Below are 17,416 nucleotides of genomic sequence, written 5' to 3'. Positions count from 1 at the left end.
CCAGGGAGCATTGGTTCAGGGGTAGGGGTGACGGCCCGGCATCCAGCCGTCATTCGTCGTGCATGGCGGCGATGGCCCGCCGCATCAGCGCGAGGAACTGTTCTTTCTCGTCATCGCTGAAATTCGCCAGGGCCGCCCCGTTTTGGGCGCGGGCGGCGTCGGTGGCCGGGCCTTGCAGCGCCGCTGCGATCCGCGTCAGGTGGACGGATTGTGAGCGGCCATCGTTAGGGTTGGAACGCCGCACGATCAGCCCGTCGCGCTCCATCCGGGCGAGTGTATTGGCCATGGTGGCCTGTTCGACGTCGAGCCTGCGCACCAGTTCGCTCTGACTCAGCCCGTCCTCGTCCCATAGCGCCAGCAGCGTCATGAACTGCGCCGGCGCCAGTCCAAGCGGGCGGATGCGTTGTTGCAACCCCTTGGCGAACAGGCGTGCCATCTGGTTGGCGAGGAAACCGGCGGAGCGTTCTTTCTGAAAGGGCATGGTGTAGAGATAGCTGTTGAATAGCATGCTATGCAATGATATATAGCTTGCTATTCAAATTGGTGGAGGATCGCATGAAAGCGAAGATCCACGCGGCGGCCGGTTCCGTCGCGCTGCTTGCTGTTGTCTGTTTCTGGCTGTCGACGGCGGTCGCCGAAATCTCGGGCGACGCCGATACCGTCGCGGCGGTCAAATCGGGCATTCTCGTCGGCATGGTCGTGCTGGTTCCGGCCATGGCGATTGCCGGTGCATCGGGCTTTTCGCTGGGCAAGGGCTGGAAGAGCCCGGTCGTGGCGCGCAAGAAGCGTCGTATGCGCGTCATCGCCGCGAACGGCATGCTCATCCTTTTGCCGTCGGCCTATCTGCTCGCGGGCTGGGCGGGGCAGGGCCGCTTCGATGCGGTATTCATGATGGTGCAGGCGCTGGAACTGGCGGCCGGCGCCGTCAACATCGTGCTCTTGTCGCTGAATATGCGCGACGGGTTGGCTTTGCGGCGCAGACCGTCGGCGGTGGTGCGCGCCGGCTGATGCTTAAGCAGTGATGTCGATGATCCCGCAGTCGCCGGTGGCACTGCCGAAGGCGACGCGGCGTTCCTCGCGGTCCCATGCCAGCGCCGTGATGGCGCCCTTGCCGGGGCGGCGCAACAGCACTTCCTTGGCATCGGCGAAGCGGGCGGCGATCACCATGCCGTCCTCATAACCGATCGCCACGACGTCTTCGCTCGGGTGGCATGCCACTGCGGTGACCATGGTGTTGCCGCGCGTGCCGAGTTCCAGTGGTGCCTTGCCCATCGGTCCGTCCTTGGCCTGGAACGGCCATACGATCGCCGCCGGCGCGCCGGAACTGGCCAGCCATTTGCCGCGCGCGCTCCATGACAGGCTCTTCACCTTGGCGGGGTAGCCTGACATGCGCATGTGCTTGCCGTCGGCCAGCTTCCAGCCATGCAGGGCGTTTTCCTGCATCGTGGTCACGAGGAAATTGCCGTCGGGCGAGAAGGCGACGCCGGTATGGGCGCCGGCCCATTCCAATTCCGTCGGCTTGCCTTCAGTGGCGGGGAAATGCAGCGTCGCGCCATTGTAGCGGGCAACGCCGAAGCGCATGCCCTTCGGTGCGAAAGCCAGTCCTTCAACCGTGCGCGGGTGTTGGAATTCCTTGGTCTTGCCGTCGGCGAAGCGCACGAAGGCGCTCTTGCCAACGCCATAGGCGATGGCGCCCTGGGGACCTGCGGCGACACTGGTTACCCATTTCCTGCCGGCCGTCGCGAGTTCCTCGACCACGCCATTGGCCTTGACCGAAAACACCTTGCCGTCCTCGCCGCCGGTCACCAGCCTGTCATTGGCCGTGTCGTGGAAAGCGGTCAGCAGCCCGTCATTGGCTTGAACGGTCTTGTGACCGTGGTCCAGCCTGTGCACGGCGCCGTCGGCGAAGGCGAAATGCGGCACGTCGTCAAGGAAGACGGCGGTGATGCAATGGCCATCGATATCAAGCGGGGCGACTGTCGGCATCAGGCAGAATTCCGTGCAAATATTCGAATGGCGGCGCCGAAAAATTCAGCCCCTCACCGGCTTTCGTAGCCGGTGAGGGGCTTACTCGACCTTTCCGCTCCAGGCAAGGAAGCGCGCCGCGACACTCAGGCCGCCTGGCAGGCCTCGAAGCTCGACTTCAGCCGTTCGGCGTCCAGCTTGCGGCCGATGAATACCAGCCGGCTTTCATGCTTCTCGCCGTCTTTCCAGGCGCGCTGATGGTCGCCTTCGATGATCATGTGCACGCCCTGCAGCACATAGCGGTCCGGATCGTCCTTGAGCGCGATGATGCCCTTCAGGCGCAGGATGTTCGGCCCTTCCATCTGGGTGATCTTCTCGATCCAGGGGAAGAACTTCTTCGGGTCCATCTCGCCGCCGCGCAATGACACTGACTGCACCGTCACATCGTGGATAGGCGAAGCGTGGTGATGATGGTCATGATCGTGGTGGTGGTGATTATGATCATGATGATGGTGGTGATGGTCGTGGTCGCAGTCCGGGCCGCATTCATGATCGTGGTCGTGATCATGCGCGTCGAGGAAATGCGGGTCGTTGTCCAGCGCGCGCTTCAGGTCGAAGGCGCCACGGTCGAGCACTTCCGACAGCGCAACGCCGGAACGTTGGGTGCGGTGGATGCGGGCCGAAGGGTTGATGGCGCGGATCGTCGCCTCGACGCTGGCGAGTTCTTCAGGCGTCACCAGGTCGGTCTTGTTCAGCACGACCACGTCGGCGAAGGCGATCTGGTCCTCGGCCTCCTTGGAATCCTTCAGGCGCAGCGGCAGGTGCTTGGCGTCGACCAGTGCGACGACCGCGTCGAGCTTGGTCTTGGAACGCACGTCGTCGTCCATGAAGAAGGTCTGGGCCACCGGTGCCGGGTCGGCAAGACCGGTGGTCTCGACCAGGATCGCGTCGAAGCGGCCGGGCCGACGCATCAGGCCTTCGACGGTGCGGATCAGGTCGCCGCGCACCGTACAGCACACGCAACCGTTGTTCATCTCGTAGATTTCCTCGTCGGATTCCACAATCAGGTCATTGTCGATGCCGATCTCGCCGAATTCGTTGACGATCACGGCATAACGCTTGCCATGGTTTTCAGAGAGAATGCGGTTGAGCAGCGTCGTCTTGCCGGCGCCGAGATAGCCGGTCAGCACGGTTACGGGGATCTGCGTCTGTGTCTCGCTCATATCGGGGCCTCGAGAGGGAATTTGCCTCCATATAGGACGCCGCTGGCGCTTTTGCACCTGCCAAACCGCTGATCCAGGATGGTTTGCCGCCTCGATCGCACTGCCTTTTCGCAGCGCGATAATCCTTTGTCATCTAACTGAAATAATGATCTGTCATTAGCCACGGCGACTGTTGCGTGGCTTGCCGGCAAAGCGCTTCGTTTGGCCGGCCTCTTTGAACAATGATTGCCAATCCGAGCGCCACGGCTATTGTTGCCCGGTCCGGCGCGGTCGAGGAGACTGACCATGGCCAAGGCTGATAAAAGTGCGACGATGAGCCGGCTGCATTCCGCAGCCCGGCTGGCGCGAACCGCGCTCGCTGCCAGATTGCTGGCGCACGGGTTTTATGCCGGGCAGGACCAGATCATGCTGGCGCTGAGCCGCGAGGACGGCCAGACCCCCGGCACTCTGGCCGACCGGCTGGGCGTACGTCCGCCCACCATCACCAAGACCATCAACCGGTTGCAGGCGCAGGGCTTCCTCGACAAGCGCGCTTCCAATGCCGATGCCCGCCAGGCGCATATCTTCCTCACCGATTCGGGCCGCGAGACCATCCACGCCATCGAGAAGTCGGTGAAGAAGACCGAGAAACAGGCGCTGCGCGGCCTCGACAAGAAAGACCAGAAGACCCTGTTCAAGCTGCTCGCCCGCATCGAGGCGAACCTGTCGGACGAAGAGATCGTGCTCGCCGACGAGGAAGAGGAAGAACAGGACGCCTGACGCCCGGCTTCGGCTTACGCCGCTTGGGCCTGGCCCGGCGCTTTGCGACGGATCAATGACGACCAGCGCCCCGGTGTCAGGCCAAAGGCCTTCTTGAACTGCCGGTTGAAATGGCTCTGGTCGCTGAAGCCGGCCGCCGCCGCGATTTCCGCCAGCGGCATGTCTGCCCTCATCATCCGTTTTGCCTGTTCCAACCGCCGCATCAGAAGGAAGCGATGTGGGCTGGTGGAGAAGGCGGCGCGGAAATGGCGTGACAGCGCATAGCGGTCGAGGCCGGTGACCGCTTCCAGCGCGTCGGACCGCACCAGTTCCAGTGCATTTTCCCTGAGATAGTCGCGCGCACGATTGGCCGCGCTCCAAGCCGTTTTACCCAACACCTTGTCCGGGCGGTTAGCGTGCCGCAGCAGGAAGCCGGCAAGCTCGGCCACGAAATCGTCGACAAACAGCGGGTCCAGCCCACGGTCGAGTTCGTCGAACGCACCGGCGAGCGTTGTACGGAACGCCGCGTCGTCGACGACTGCCTCGGGCACGAAGGGCAGCGGCGCGCCACCCATGGCGTCGGCCAGCAGCGACGGTTCCAGATAGAGCATGTGATAGCGCAGTTCCGTGTCGGTGCCGGCGCCGCCATCATGCACCTCGTCCGGGTGTAGCACCATCAGCTGGCCGGGCAGGCTGTGGCGTTCCGCGCCCCGGTAGTGAAAGCTCTGCACGCCCGACAATGTCACGCCGATCGCATAGGTGTCGTGTCGATGCGGGTCGAAGACGGGGCCATGAAACCAGGCTTCCATGCGCTCTATGCCGTTCAGATCAGGCGCCTGCACGATGCGGTCGCCGCCGTCATGCGCGCACAAACGTCCAAGACCCTGGAAGGCCTCATTGGATAAATCGGTCGGCATCATCTCGGTCATCGGAACTGATATAGGAAGCTGCCATGTTCGACACCAAGTTTACAATCGTGCTGAGGGAAGATCTGGCCGTCTGGCAGAAACTCAACGTCGCCGCCTTCCTCAGCACCGGTGTCGCCGCCCAGTTTCCGCAGATGATCGGCGAGCCCTATCGCGACCGTGCCGGCAACATCTACAACGCCTTGTCGATCCAGCCGGTTATTGTTTTGTCGGCCGACCAGACCACCTTGTCCACCATCCACCGCCGTTCGCTGGAACGGGGTGTGACGATCTCGCTTTATGTCGAAGAGATGTTCTCGACCGGCTTCGATTCGCTGAACCGCGAGACCTTTGCCAAATTCGCCCCGGACGACGCGAAAGTGGTCGGCATTGCCATGCGCGCCGACAAGAAGATCGTCGACAAGATCACCAAGGGCGCGCGTATGCAGGCCTGAGTGCCGAGCTGCTGCCTCGGCACCGTGGAATCCCGCGCCAGCGGCATCTTTTATATTGCCGCCGGCCGCCGTTTCCCGCACAAGCTGGTCACGATCGAACTTCGTGACGCCTTGCAGCCGTGAACCAGCCCAACAGACAGGAAGAAAGTGCGACGCCACCGGCGGCGATCGCCTACATGCTGTCTGTCTACGTCTCGTTCTCCTTTCTCGACACCTCTTCCAAATATCTGGTGCTGGCAGGCATCGCCCCGCTCTTCATCGCCTGGATGCGCTTCACCGTGCATGTCGTGCTGGTCATGGGTCTGTTCCGCTCCTGGCAGGGGCTGGCGCGCTTTCGGGCTGCGAACCTGCCGGCGCATATCCTGCGCGGCGTGCTGCTGCTTGGCTCCACCTTGTTCAACATCCTGGCGCTGCGCACGCTGCAGCTTGCCGAAACCACGTCGATCTATTTCTTCGGGCCGATGGTCATCACCGCACTGGCCGGCCCGTTGCTCGGCGAATGGGCCGGCTGGCGGCGCTGGTTGGCGATCCTTGCCGGCTTTGTCGGCGTGCTGGTCATCACGCGGCCGGGCGTCGGCGTCTTCGGTGTCGGCCATCTCCTGGCGCTCGGCTCGATGCTGTCCAATTCCTTCTACGTCATCATGACGCGGCGCATGGCCGCCAAGGAGACGCCTGAGAGCCTGATCCTCTATTCGGCGCTTGTGCCATCCTTGCTGCTCCTGCCGACCTTGCCCTTCTCGGCGACGCTGCCGCCGGATGGCTGGCACTGGCTCATCCTGCTTCTGCTTGGCGTTTTCGGAGGTCTTGGCCACTGGCTGCTGATCCGAGCCTACAAGCTGGCCACCGCCACCGCGCTGGCGCCTTATCCTTATTCGCAGATGATCTGGATGATCGGCTTCGGTTATTTCATCTTCGGCCAGTTCCCGGACGGATGGACGCTCGGCGGTGCCGCCATCATCGTCGCCAGCGGCCTCTACATCCTGCACCGTGAGCACAGGCTGAGGGTTCGCAACCGCGCCGCGCTCGACGCCGAAACCGGAGAGCTGGCAAAAAAGCTTTGATTTGCCGTCGTTCGATGGCATAAGCCGCTTTTAAACAGTTTAAATTGAGCGGGAGCCAAGGGCGCTGGCACAGAAGATCAAGCTTTCGACCATTGCCGACGCACTCGGCGTTTCAACCGCCACAGTTTCGCTGGCGCTGCGCGACAGCCCGCTGGTGGCTGGCGCGACCCGCGAGAAGATCAAGGAACACGCCCGCGAGATCGGTTACATCTACAACCGCCGCGCCGCTTCGCTGCGCACATCGCGCTCCGGCATCGTCGGCGTCGTCGTGCACGACATCATGAACCCGTTCTATGCCGAGATCCTGCGCTCCATCGAGCACGAGCTCGACCGCAGCCGGCAGACCTTCCTGCTCTCAAACCACTACGACCAGCTCGACAAGCAGCGCACCTTCATCGACACGCTGCTGCAGCTTGGCGCCGATGGCGTCATCATGTCGCCGGCCATCGATACGCCGGCCTCCGACATCATCATGGCGGAGGAAAATGGCCTCCCCGCCGTGCTGATCGCGCGCGATGTCGAAGACGCGCATGTGCCCGTTTTTCGCGGCGACGACGCCTATGGAACGGCGCTCGCCACCAACCATCTGATCTCGCTTGGCCACAAGCGCATCGCCATGGTCGGCGGCACCGACCAGACCTCGACCGGGCGCGACCGCTATCAGGGCTATGTCAACGCCATGGAGGCGGCAGGGCTTGAGATCATGCCGTCCTGGCGCATTCCCGGACCCCGCACCAAGCAGGGCGGGTTCGAAGCCGCCGCGCAGTTCCTGGCGTTGAAGGACAAGCCGACCGCAGCCTGCTGCTGGAACGATCTCGTCGCCATCGGCCTGATGAACGGCATCGCCCGCGCCGGCCTGATGCCGGGCGTCGACATCTCGGTGACCGGTTATGACGATCTCGAGGAAGCGCAGATCGCGACGCCGGCGCTGACCACTGTGTGGAACGGCCAGCGCGAAGTCGGCCGCCGCGCCGCCAGCGCGCTGCTCGACAAGCTGAACGGCCAGACGGTGCGCCCTTCGCAGGAGCTCATCAAGCCGGAACTCCACGTGCGCCAGTCGACCGGCCGCCCGGTCGAACGGCACTAGCCGCCCTTCACGTCAGCCAGTTCTCCCGCTCACACGTGTTTGCGGCCGCCGGCGGCGCGGAACCATTCGTCCGGATAGGGATACCACCAGTCCTGGATGGTCGGCTTGTGGTCGATGATCACCATCTTCGAGCGGCGAAAGGCATCCAGCCCTTGCCGGCCGAGTTCGCGGCCGAGCCCCGAGGCCTTCCAGCCGCCGAAGGGCAATGCGTCATTGTCGATCAGCGGGTTGTTCACCCACACCATGCCGGCTTCCAGTTGTTCGGCCGCTTCATGCGCTTCGGCGAGATCGCTGGTGAAGATCGAGGCACCCAGCCCGAATGGGCTGTCATTGGCCAGCCGGATCGCCTCGTCGAAATCCTTCACCCGGCAGATCGCCGCCACCGGTCCGAAACACTCCTCGCGGCAGATCGCCATATCGGGCGTCACCCCGGTCAGGATGGTCGGCTCGTAGAACCAGCCGGTCGTCTGCGCCGGCGGAATGCGTCCGCCCGTCACCGCGGTCGCACCGTTGCGCACGGCGTCATCCACCAGACGCATCACCTTGGCGCGGGCGGCTTCGCTGACCAGCGGGCCGATCTCGCTCTTGTCGAGCCCGTTGCCGATCCTGAGTGCCCGCGTCCGCTCGGCGAACAGTTCGACGAAACGGTCATGCACGCTGTCGACCACATAGAAGCGCTCGGCCGAGGTGCAGACCTGTCCGGTCAGATGGAATGCGGCGGTCACCGCGCCGGCGGCGGCGACGTCCAGCGGCGCATGCGCCGACACGATCATCGGATCGCTGCCGCCCGCCTCGATGACGCAGGGTTTCATGCGTTCCGCGCAGGCCACCGCCACCGCGCGGCCGGCCGCAACGGACCCGGTAAAGGCGACCGCATGCGTGCGTTCCGAGGCAATCAAAGCCTTGCCCGTCTCGGCTCCGCCCGGCAGGCAGGAGACCAGCCCTTCCGGCAGCGTGGCGAACACGCGCATGAATTCGAGCGTCGACAGCGTCGTCGCCTCGGCCGGCTTGATCACGCAGCCGTTGCCGGCGGCCAGCGAGGCGGCCACCGTCCAGCACATCAAAAGGATCGGGAAGTTGTAGGGCATGATGTGCACCGAGACCCCGTAGGGTTCGTAGCGTGCATATTGGAACGAGCCGGCCTGGGTGGTCCCGGCCACCTTGCCGGCGTCGTCGCGCGCCATTTCGGCATAGTAGCGGAAGATCGGCGCGCAATTGGCGATCTCGCCGATCGCTTCCGGATAGGGTTTGCCCATCTCGCGCACCATCAGCTCGGCGCAATGCGTGAAATCGGCCGCCTCGATGGCGTTGGCCACCGCGTGCAGCTGCTTGGCGCGGCTCTTGGCATCGAGCCTCTTCCAGCCGAACTGGGCTTTGGTCGCCGCCGCAAGCACCGCGTCGATCTCCGCATCGGTCGCCGCCGCGATGGCTCCCACCGTCTCCAGCGTGGCGGGGTCGATCACCGCCTTGGCCGTGCCCATCATCGGCCGATAGCCGGGATTGACGAACAGGGCCGGTTGATGGGCCGAGAAATCCATATGCACCTCCCGATCCGCTCAGCGGATCATGTAGACCTTCTTGATCGTCTCGTGGACCGTGCAGACGCCCTTCCAGTCCTGCGGGAAGAACGCCGCCGTGTCGGGCTCGATCTCGATGACCTCGCCGGATTCGTGCACATAGGTGCAGCGGCCTTCCAGGAAGTGGCAGAACTCGTCGCGGGTGACGTGGCATTCCCATTTGCCGGGCGTGCAGATCCACAGGCCGCATTCGGAACGGCCCTCCGGGCCCTTGTGCAGGACCTTGCCCGAGGTGTGCGACTGGCCCTCGATCATGGTGGGGATGACGCCCCAGTCGACCAGGTCGGCCATGGCAAGCGGCGATTTCCAGACAGGTGTCGGCATGTTTGTTCCTTGGTTGGGCCGGTTTCAGGCCAGCATGTAGATGTTGCGGATGGTCTCATGGACCGTGCATTCGCCGGTCCAGCCGGCGGGGAACATCGCGGCGGTGTTCGGTGTGACCTCGACGACTTCGCCGTCGTCGCTGCGATAGGTCGCGCGACCGGCGACGAAATGGCAGAACTCGTCGCGGGGAATGGCAAGCCGCCAGCGGCCAGGCGTACACACCCAGATGCCGGACTCCGGCTGGGTGTTCGGCCCCTTGTGCACCAGCCGCCCGGTGGAGTGGGAAGCGCCCTCGATCGCGTTGGGCTGCACGCCCCAGTCGACAAGGTCGGTGCGGGTCGAGGCTTGGGTCAGATGCGGGGCCGAGCTCATGCCGCGGCCTCCGCCAGCAGGCCTTCCAGCAGGCGCGCCGCCTTGGCCGGGCCGTCCTGCGCCTGCATATGTGCCGAGGTGGCGGTGAGGCGGGCCTTGAGGCGTGGATTGGTCAGGCAGTCCTCCAGTCTGGCGACGAGCTCGGCCTCGGTCCAGTCATAGCGCGGCATCTTGAAGCCGTGGCCGGTTTCCTGCACGCGCGTCGCATTGTCATGGCCGTCCCACACATAGGGCATGATGATGGCCGGCTTGCCGAAGAACAGGCTTTCGGTGAAGGAGTTGTTGCCGCCGTGGTGGATGACGGCGTCGACCTGCGGGATCACCGAGGGCTGCGGGAACCAGCCGTCGATGATGACATTGGCAGGCACGTCCCCGTATTGCTCCTTGTAGCCGCCGACATTGACGAGCGCGCGGTAGCGGGTTTTGCCGATCGCGGCGATGATGCGCTTGAGCAGCTCCGTGTCGCCGGCCCCAAGACTGCCGAAGGAGACGTAGATCAGCGGCCCGTCCTTGTTGGCGGCGAAGGCCGGCACCTCATATGGCACCTCCTTGCGCACGCAGCCTTCGAGGTACTGAAACCGCCCGGGGTCGAGCGGATGACGACGTTTGAACTTCGCCGCCTCCGGATAGAGCAGGAGGTTGAGATAGGGCGACGCCTCGAAGAACTGGCCGAGCGGATAAGGCGCTTCGCCGGAACCGGCGAGGAAGGCGTTGAAGTCATCATGGATCGGCCTGATCACCTGGTTGAAGTGGTCGCGATAGGCGGCATGCCCGGCATGATCGTTTTCGCCGCAACCGGAGAGATGCGGCGGGATATCCTCGTCCTCGATCTCATTTTCGGAGCACGAGATGATGCGCACCCACGGCTTGCCATACTGCTTGATGGCCGGAAACAGAACGACATTGTCGACGCAGATCACGTCAGGCCGGATTTTGGCGAGAATGCCTGGCAGATCCTTCTGCGCCCATTTGGCGCTGTCGACGATCGCCGTCCAGCAATCCTTCACATAGTTGTCGACCTGGTCGTAGGGCGATTTGCGGAAATTGGGGATGTGGCCGTTGATGAAGTCTTCCCAGAATTTCGCCATCTGCTCGGCCGGCATCGGCTCGGACAGGTTCACCGGATGGGCCTCGAAACCGTAACCTTTGTAGACGTCGACAAAGCCGGGGTCGGAGAGGAAGACCGCCCTGTGCCCGCGCGCCTCCAGCGCCTGGGCGATGCCGACCGAATTCAGCGCCGGGCCGAACGCCGCTTCCGGAAAAAACGCCACCGTCTTTTGCATCATGTCCTCCTCCTCAAATCACTCGGGAAAAATGCGCGTGTCGGCCGCGCTCCAGCCGGCTTCGACGCTCTCGCCAACGCGCGGCGGGCGCCGGTCGGCGGCATCGGCGGTAAGGCGGATCGTGAATGGCGCCGGGCAGGCGTCGGTGCGGATGTGCACCTGCAGGTCCAGCCCGTGATAGGCGAGCGCCTCCACCGTCCCGCGCACGCGGTTCTCGGTCGGCTCTGTCGGAAACAGCGCGATGCGCTCCGGCCGCACCGCCGCCACCGCGGCCGCACCCGCTGCGAGATTGGCCGGTACGGCGCCTGAAACCTTGGCGCCGCTCGCCAGATCGAGCCCGTCGCCATTGGCGCGGCCGGGCAGGAAATTCATGACGCCGATGAAATCCGCGACGAACCGGTCGGCCGGCCGCTCGTAAATGGCGTGCGGCGTGTCGCATTGCAGCAGCCGGCCGTTGCGCAGCACCGCCACGCGGTCGGCCATCACCAGCGCTTCTTCCTGGTCGTGAGTGACGACCACGAAGGTGATGCCAACCTCATGCTGCAGGCGCTTCAGTTCCAGCTGCATGGCGCCGCGCAGCTTCTTGTCCAGCGCGCCGAGCGGCTCGTCGAGCAGGAGCAGGCGCGGCCGCTTCACCAGCGCGCGCGCTAGCGCCACACGCTGCTTCTGGCCGCCCGACAATTGGTCCGGCTTGCGGTCGGCTAGCCCTGCGAGCTGCGTCGTCTCCAGCATCGCGTCGACCCGCGAGCGGATTTCGGCCGCAGGCAGCCTTTCCATCTCCAGACCATAGGAGATGTTGGCGCGCACGGTCATGTGCGGAAACAGCGCGTAGGACTGGAACATCAGGTTGACCGGGCGCCGGTTAGGCGGCACCCGCGCGATATCGTTGCCATCCAGCAGGATGCGCCCTTCGCTTGGCATTTCGAAACCGGCGAGGATGCGCAACAAGGTGGTCTTGCCGCAGCCTGACGGACCGAGCAGGGCGAAGAACTCGTTCTCGCGGATGTCGATCGACACGGCGTCGAGCGCGGTCACCGCGCCGAACCGCTTGTTCACCTGGTCGATGCCGAGCAGTGTCGCCTTTGCGCTCATGATGCGATGACCCCGCGGTTGAGGCGTTGCGACAAAGCGAGCGCCGTCACGCTTACCGCCATGACGATGCTGGCCAACGCGTTGATCTCCGGCGTGATGCCGAAACGGATCATCGAATAGATCTGCATCGGCAGCGTTGTGGACGAGCGCCCGGCGCCGGCCGTGAAGAAGGCGATGATGAATTCGTCGACCGAAAGCGTGAAGGCGAGCAGCGCGCCGGCAATGACGGCCGGCAGAATGACCGGCAGCGTCACGCGGCGAAACGTCGTCACGCCCGATGCGCCAAGATCGGCCGACGCCTCGATGATCGACCAGTCGAAGCTTTTTAGCCGCGCCCGCACGACGGAGCAGACGAAGGCGAGATTGAACACCACATGCGCCATGATGATGGTGTGCAGGCCCATCGGCATGTCGAGCATTGAAAAGAAGGAGAGCAGCGCGATCGCCAGCACGATGTCGGGAATGATCATCGGCGCGAACACCAGCGCTTCCAGCATGCGGCCGCGCCTGCGGCGAACCTCCATGCCAAGCGCCAGCAACGTGCCGAGCAGTGTGGCGACGGTGGTCGATATGAGCGCTACGATCAGCGTGTTGAATGCCGCCGACAGTATGGCGCGGTTACCCGCCAGCGCCGCATACCATTTCAGCGAGAAGCCGGACCAGGCCGTCGGCAGTCCACCCTCGTTGAAGGACAGCGCCACGAGCACGGCGATGGGGATATAGAGGAATATGAAGACGGCGATCAGAACGAGCTTCAGCCCGTGCGGCATGGAAGCACTATTCATCGGCGCCCGCCTTGGCCCTGCCGATGCCTGAGGCGCGTTCGGCCACCATTGCCTGGATCGTCAGCAGGAGCATCATGATGGCGATCAGCGTCATCGACAGCGCCGCGCCGAACGGCCAGTCATTGGCTGTCAAAAACTGGTCGTAGACGAGGTTGCCGATCATCTGGAAGCGGCCGCCGCCGAGCAGAGCCGGCGTCACGAAATTGCCGATCGACAACACGAACACGAACACCGCGCCGGCGGCGATGCCGTGGAAGGTCAGCGGTAGCGTCACGCGCCGGAAGGTGGTGGCGGCCGAGGCGCCGAGATCGCGCGAGGCCTCGCGCAGTTCCTGGTTGAGCCGCGACAGCGGCGCATAGCAGGCTAGAATCACGAAGGGCAGGTAGTTATAGACAAGCCCGGCGATGACCGCGCCTTCGGTGTAGAGCAGGGAAGGCGGCTCGCCCTGATAGCCGAACCAGCGCAGCAATTGCGTCACCAGGCCTTCGCGGTTGAGCAGCACGATCCAGGCGTAGGTGCGGATCAGGTAGTTCGACCAGAACGGCAGCACCGCGAGGAAGAGCAGCACCGGTTGCCGCCGTCGCGGAGCCGAGGCAATCGCATAGGCCGCCGCATAACCGACGACCGCTGCGATGACGGTGGCGAGCCCGGCGATCCGCGCCGAATTGAGGAAGATGCCGGTATAGAGCGGGTCCAGCACTCGGCCGAAATTTTCGAGCGTGAAAGTGTATTCGATGCCGCCATAGATGCCGCGTCGAAAGAAGGCGAGCGCCAGCACCAGCGCGCAGGGCAGCACCATGAGCGCGGTGAGCCAGGCGAGCGCCGGCGCCATCAACACAGTCGAACGGGTTTGCACTTGCGACACGGGTTGCACTTGATCCGGTATTGGGAGGGCTTCTGACCCCGGCGGCGGGTCTTCGCCGCCGGGGGATGGCGGTTTATTGCGCCGCCTTGATCTCGCTGACCGTCTTGGAATAGTCGCGCTGCGCATTGCCGACGTCGCGCAACTGCTCGAATTTGACGAGTTCCACGACTGGAATGGTCAGGTTGGGGAACTTGGTGAGGAACTCGGCCGGAAGGCTTTCCATCGCCGGCTTGTTCGGCACCTTGTAGTCGATGTTCAGCGCCGCCCAGGCATGCGTCTTGGCATCGAGGATGTAGTTGATGAACTTGAAGGCCTCGTCCTTGTGTTCGGACGCCTTCATCACCACCATCGTGTCCAGCCAGAGGTCGGAGCCTTCTTTCGGGATCACATATTTGATGGCCGGGTTCTTATCGATGCCGTAGTTGCACCAGCCGTCCCAGGCCTGCACCATCAGCGCCTCGCCGGACACCAGCTTGGAATAGAAGGTGGTGTCGTCATAGGCGAGCAGCGTTTTCTTGGCCGCGATCAGCGTGTCCTTCACTTCGGCCAGCTTGGTCGCATCGGTCTCGTTCACCGAATAGCCCTTGGCCAGGAAGCCGGCGGCAAGCAGCCAGCGGTCGGTCGCCAGCATCGTCGTCTTGCCCTTCAGGTCGGCGGAAGGCGCCAGAAGATCGTTCCATGACGACGGAGCCGCCTTGACCAGATCCGAACGATAGCAGAGGCCGGTCGTGCCCCAGGTGTAGGGCACCGAGAAGGTGTTGCCCGGGTCGTAGGGCAGCTTGGTGGCTTCCGGGTACAGATTGGCGAGATTGGGCACCTTGGCGTGGTCGATCGGTTCGACCAGGCCGAGCTTGTTCAGCACCTCGGCGAAAGGCGATGATACGAACACCACGTCGTAGCCCTTGCCGCCCGAGGCGACGAGCTTGCCCATGATCTCCTCGTTGGTGGCATGCACCACCACCTCGGCGCCGATGCCGCTGGTGGCCTTGAAGGCGTCGACCGTGTCGGGCGCCATGTAGCCGTCCCAGTTGGAAATCACCAGGTCGGCCGACGCCGCCGGCGAAGCCAGCGCGAGCGCAAAGACAAGCATCGCCGAACCGGCTCCGCGCCGGCGGCATGGCAGGACAGTCATGTCGAAACCTCCAATTGTTCGAGCGTCAGCGTTATGGCTGGTCGAAGGCGGCTATGATCCGCTTCTCCGAAGTGTTCCCAGTTTCTTGTCGTTTTGAGAGACAGTACTATTGTGAGAAAAAAAACGTCAATCGATATTTTTTCGCCTACTTCATCGAAGCCACTTGTCCTTTTTGAGACAATCGGCCAAGTCTGAGGGCGACGGCACCAAGCCCAGAGTTGTCATGCAAGCAGCAGACCGCCGACCTCGCGCCAACCATCTGGATCTCGCGCAGCGTATTCTCGACGTTGTGCGGCAGCGGGGTTTCGGTATTGGGGCACGGCTGCCGGAACAGCAGATCGCGCAGCTCTGCAATGTCTCGCGCACCCCGGTGCGAGCGGCGCTGCGGCTGCTGACCGAGCGCGGCATGGTGGAGTGGCAGGCCGAGACCGGTTATCGGCTGGCCATCGATCCGGCCTGGCAGATGGTCGGCGCGGCCGAATTGCCCAGCGCCGAGGAAGACGACATCGCCGACGCCATCCTGCGCGACCGCTCCGCCCGCCGCATCGACGAGACGATTACCGCGAGCGGACTGATCAGGCGCTATGCGGCTGGTCGCGGCGCGGTACTAAAGGCGCTAAAGAAACTGGAAACGGAAAACCTCATCGAACGGGCGCCGGGACAATCCTGGGTGTTTCGGCCATCGCTCGACGGCAGCGAGGCCCGCGCTGAAAGCTACGAGTTCCGCCTCGTCATGGAGCCGGCCGCGATCCTGGCGTCCGGGTTCCGGCTGGACGGTGCGCGCGCCGTTACGCTGCGCCAGCGCATGGAAGCGCTGTTGGCCCTACCGGACACGGCCTTCGACATCCGCGCCTTCCAGGCGATCGACGCCGAGTTTCACGCCATGATCGCGCAGGGCGCGGCCAATCGCTTCATGGCCGAGGCGCTCGCCGGCCATCTCAAGCTCCGGCGCCTGCCGGGCGCGATGTCGGGCGTCAGCGTCTTCCGGCTGCGGCAATCCACGCACGAGCATCTCGGTATTCTCGATCACCTCGAGAGCGGCCAGTTTGAGGTCGCTGCCGACCTTCTGCGCGCGCATTTGCGTGTTTCGCGCAACCAGCGTCCGCATGCGGCCAGTCGCGGGGCGCCAGCCCTGTTCGGCGCCATCGGCAGGCCGAACTGACGTCCCATGGCAGGCGGCGCGCGTCCCACCATCGCCCTGTTTCCGGAAGCCAGTTTCGGCGCCGCGCTGAATTGCGTCGGCATCGCCCAGGCGCTGCAGGCGCGTGGCGCCCGTGCCGTCTTCATCTGTCACGCCGGGTTTTCCGGTGTCTTCGCCGACTACGGTTTCCAGGAATACCAGCTGCCCACCGACGACCGGCTGTCCGAGAGCGAGCGGCAGAACTACTGGCAGGCTTTCGTGAAACGGCATCTGCCGCATTTCCGGCTCGACCCGATCGATCAGATCGAGACCTATGTCGCGCCGACCTGGGAGGCGATCGTCGATACGGTCATCAAGGCCGAGGCGCCGCTCTGCGAGCTTTTGCCGAAGCTTCACCCGGATGCCATCGTGCTCGACAATGTCGCCATGTTCCCGGCGCTGGCCAATGCCGGCTGCCCATGGGTGCGGGTGGTGTCCTGCGCGGAAACCGAACTGCCCGATGCCGCCGTGCCGCCCTATCTCTCGGGATTTGCGGCAGAGGACTCCGACGGCCGCCATGCCTTCGAGGCCCGCTATGTCGATGCCGTCGCCCCCGCCCATGAGCGTTTCAACCGGTTCCGGGCCAGTCGCGGCCTGCCGCCCCTGCCGCCGGGTTCGTTTCTCGAGCCGTCGCCGTCGCTCAACCTTCTGCTCACGCCGGACATCGTGCGCCGGCAGCGCGCCGCGCCGCTCGATCCCGCCAGATATGTCTATCTCGAAGGCTGCGTGCGCACCGAAGGCCCCTACGAGGTGCCGGTGTTCCCGCGGGATGCCGGGCCGCTGGTCTATATGAGCTTTGGCAGCCTCGGTTCCACCGACGTCGACCTCATCGAGCGCATGCTCAAGGTGTTCGCCGCCATGCCGGCGCGCTTCCTGGTCAATGTCGGCAATCTGCGCGATGCCTATCGCGCCGTGCCCGACAATGTCCATCTCGACACCTGGTTCCCGCAGCCGTCGGTCGTCGCCATGGCCGACCTGTTCATTCATCACGGCGGCAACAACTCCTACTGCGAGGCGCTGCGCTTCGGCGTGCCGTCGCTGATCATGCCCTATTGCTGGGACGGCCACGACAATGCCCGCCGCGCCGAGGAAACCAGCACCGGCAAATGGCTGGACCGCGCCCATTGGACGCCGGACGAGCTTGCCGCCGCTGTTGGCGGTCTGCTAGGCGACGATGCCATGCGCGCGCGGTTGGCGGCCAACGCCGCGCATATGGCGGCGCGCCCCGGCGCCGAGCGCGCGGCCGAAGCCATTCTGGCGCTTCTCGACCACTGACCATCAATAACCCAGGAGGACAAAATGCAGATTGACGACCAACGCCCACGTTCCGGCCCTCTGCCCGGCAAGCCGCTCGCAACCTCGGACAAGATTA

At 64.3% G+C, this 17,416-nt stretch carries 19 protein-coding genes; 7 read left to right on the top strand and 12 right to left on the bottom strand.

The window, feature by feature from the left end:
- Positions 1-49 precede the first annotated feature (49 nt).
- On the bottom strand, positions 50-481 hold the full coding sequence (locus FZF13_RS02385) for a MarR family winged helix-turn-helix transcriptional regulator (RefSeq protein WP_024925932.1): 432 nt from the start codon (positions 479-481) through the stop codon (positions 50-52).
- 74 nt (positions 482-555) lie between these two features.
- Between FZF13_RS02385 and FZF13_RS02380 the strand changes: the two genes are divergently transcribed.
- Positions 556-1,008, top strand: coding sequence for a hypothetical protein (locus tag FZF13_RS02380; protein WP_024925933.1), 453 nt, complete (start codon positions 556-558; stop codon positions 1,006-1,008).
- 3 nt (positions 1,009-1,011) lie between these two features.
- Here FZF13_RS02380 and FZF13_RS02375 read toward each other — a convergent pair whose 3' ends face one another.
- Entirely contained in the window at positions 1,012-1,986 is a 975-nt protein-coding gene (locus FZF13_RS02375; RefSeq protein ID WP_024925934.1) for a WD40 repeat domain-containing protein, read from the bottom strand.
- Between the two features lie 125 nt (positions 1,987-2,111).
- The gene (locus FZF13_RS02370) at positions 2,112-3,188 is read right to left on the bottom strand and encodes a CobW family GTP-binding protein (protein WP_024925935.1); all 1,077 of its coding nucleotides are present in this window, start codon (positions 3,186-3,188) and stop codon (positions 2,112-2,114) included.
- A 285-nt stretch (positions 3,189-3,473) separates the two neighbouring features.
- Here FZF13_RS02370 and FZF13_RS02365 point away from each other — a divergent pair, with 285 nt between their 5' ends.
- Complete coding sequence (locus FZF13_RS02365; RefSeq protein ID WP_024925936.1) at positions 3,474-3,947, top strand: MarR family winged helix-turn-helix transcriptional regulator; 474 nt, start codon at positions 3,474-3,476, stop codon at positions 3,945-3,947.
- Between the two features lie 14 nt (positions 3,948-3,961).
- Here FZF13_RS02365 and FZF13_RS02360 read toward each other — a convergent pair whose 3' ends face one another.
- Positions 3,962-4,843, bottom strand: a complete 882-nt coding sequence (locus FZF13_RS02360) for an AraC family transcriptional regulator (protein WP_024925937.1) — start codon at positions 4,841-4,843, stop codon at positions 3,962-3,964.
- A 35-nt stretch (positions 4,844-4,878) separates the two neighbouring features.
- Between FZF13_RS02360 and FZF13_RS02355 the strand changes: the two genes are divergently transcribed.
- From FZF13_RS02355 to FZF13_RS02345, 3 genes are all read left to right on the top strand, one after another.
- The gene (locus FZF13_RS02355; RefSeq protein WP_024925938.1) at positions 4,879-5,286 is read left to right on the top strand and encodes a DUF2000 family protein; all 408 of its coding nucleotides are present in this window, start codon (positions 4,879-4,881) and stop codon (positions 5,284-5,286) included.
- 176 nt (positions 5,287-5,462) lie between these two features.
- Positions 5,463-6,347: a DMT family transporter gene (locus tag FZF13_RS02350; protein ID WP_036255404.1), complete on the top strand. Its 885-nt coding sequence runs from the start codon at positions 5,463-5,465 to the stop codon at positions 6,345-6,347.
- A 64-nt stretch (positions 6,348-6,411) separates the two neighbouring features.
- On the top strand, positions 6,412-7,434 hold the full coding sequence (locus FZF13_RS02345) for a LacI family DNA-binding transcriptional regulator (protein ID WP_024925940.1): 1,023 nt from the start codon (positions 6,412-6,414) through the stop codon (positions 7,432-7,434).
- Between the two features lie 29 nt (positions 7,435-7,463).
- Here FZF13_RS02345 and FZF13_RS02340 read toward each other — a convergent pair whose 3' ends face one another.
- The 8 genes from FZF13_RS02340 to FZF13_RS02305 form a co-directional block, all read right to left on the bottom strand.
- Entirely contained in the window at positions 7,464-8,972 is a 1,509-nt protein-coding gene (locus tag FZF13_RS02340; RefSeq protein WP_024925941.1) for an aldehyde dehydrogenase family protein, read from the bottom strand.
- 18 nt (positions 8,973-8,990) lie between these two features.
- Complete coding sequence (locus FZF13_RS02335; RefSeq protein ID WP_024925942.1) at positions 8,991-9,335, bottom strand: cupin domain-containing protein; 345 nt, start codon at positions 9,333-9,335, stop codon at positions 8,991-8,993.
- 24 nt (positions 9,336-9,359) lie between these two features.
- Positions 9,360-9,707, bottom strand: coding sequence for a cupin domain-containing protein (locus tag FZF13_RS02330; protein ID WP_024925943.1), 348 nt, complete (start codon positions 9,705-9,707; stop codon positions 9,360-9,362).
- A complete protein-coding gene (locus FZF13_RS02325) occupies positions 9,704-10,993 on the bottom strand; it encodes a glycosyltransferase (RefSeq protein WP_024927305.1) in 1,290 nt (429 codons plus the stop codon). The genes FZF13_RS02330 and FZF13_RS02325 overlap by 4 nt, the downstream gene beginning before the upstream one ends.
- A 15-nt stretch (positions 10,994-11,008) precedes the next feature.
- Positions 11,009-12,082, bottom strand: coding sequence for an ABC transporter ATP-binding protein (locus FZF13_RS02320; protein ID WP_024927190.1), 1,074 nt, complete (start codon positions 12,080-12,082; stop codon positions 11,009-11,011).
- Positions 12,079-12,867, bottom strand: coding sequence for an ABC transporter permease (locus FZF13_RS02315; RefSeq protein ID WP_024927191.1), 789 nt, complete (start codon positions 12,865-12,867; stop codon positions 12,079-12,081). The genes FZF13_RS02320 and FZF13_RS02315 overlap by 4 nt, the downstream gene beginning before the upstream one ends.
- A complete protein-coding gene (locus FZF13_RS02310; protein ID WP_024927192.1) occupies positions 12,860-13,699 on the bottom strand; it encodes an ABC transporter permease in 840 nt (279 codons plus the stop codon). The genes FZF13_RS02315 and FZF13_RS02310 overlap by 8 nt, the downstream gene beginning before the upstream one ends.
- 106 nt (positions 13,700-13,805) lie before the next feature.
- Positions 13,806-14,864: a polyamine ABC transporter substrate-binding protein gene (locus FZF13_RS02305; protein WP_024927193.1), complete on the bottom strand. Its 1,059-nt coding sequence runs from the start codon at positions 14,862-14,864 to the stop codon at positions 13,806-13,808.
- A gap of 223 nt (positions 14,865-15,087) precedes the next feature.
- Here FZF13_RS02305 and FZF13_RS02300 point away from each other — a divergent pair, with 223 nt between their 5' ends.
- Positions 15,088-16,026: a GntR family transcriptional regulator gene (locus FZF13_RS02300; RefSeq protein ID WP_024927194.1), complete on the top strand. Its 939-nt coding sequence runs from the start codon at positions 15,088-15,090 to the stop codon at positions 16,024-16,026.
- 6 nt (positions 16,027-16,032) lie between these two features.
- Entirely contained in the window at positions 16,033-17,319 is a 1,287-nt protein-coding gene (locus FZF13_RS02295; protein ID WP_024927304.1) for a nucleotide disphospho-sugar-binding domain-containing protein, read from the top strand.
- Positions 17,320-17,416: the final 97 nt, after the last annotated feature.

This window comes from Mesorhizobium terrae (assembly GCF_008727715.1).
Lineage (GTDB): Bacteria > Pseudomonadota > Alphaproteobacteria > Rhizobiales > Rhizobiaceae > Mesorhizobium > Mesorhizobium terrae.
The sequence above is the reverse complement of the archived record's forward strand: the minus strand, read 5'-3'. Positions and strand labels throughout refer to the sequence as shown.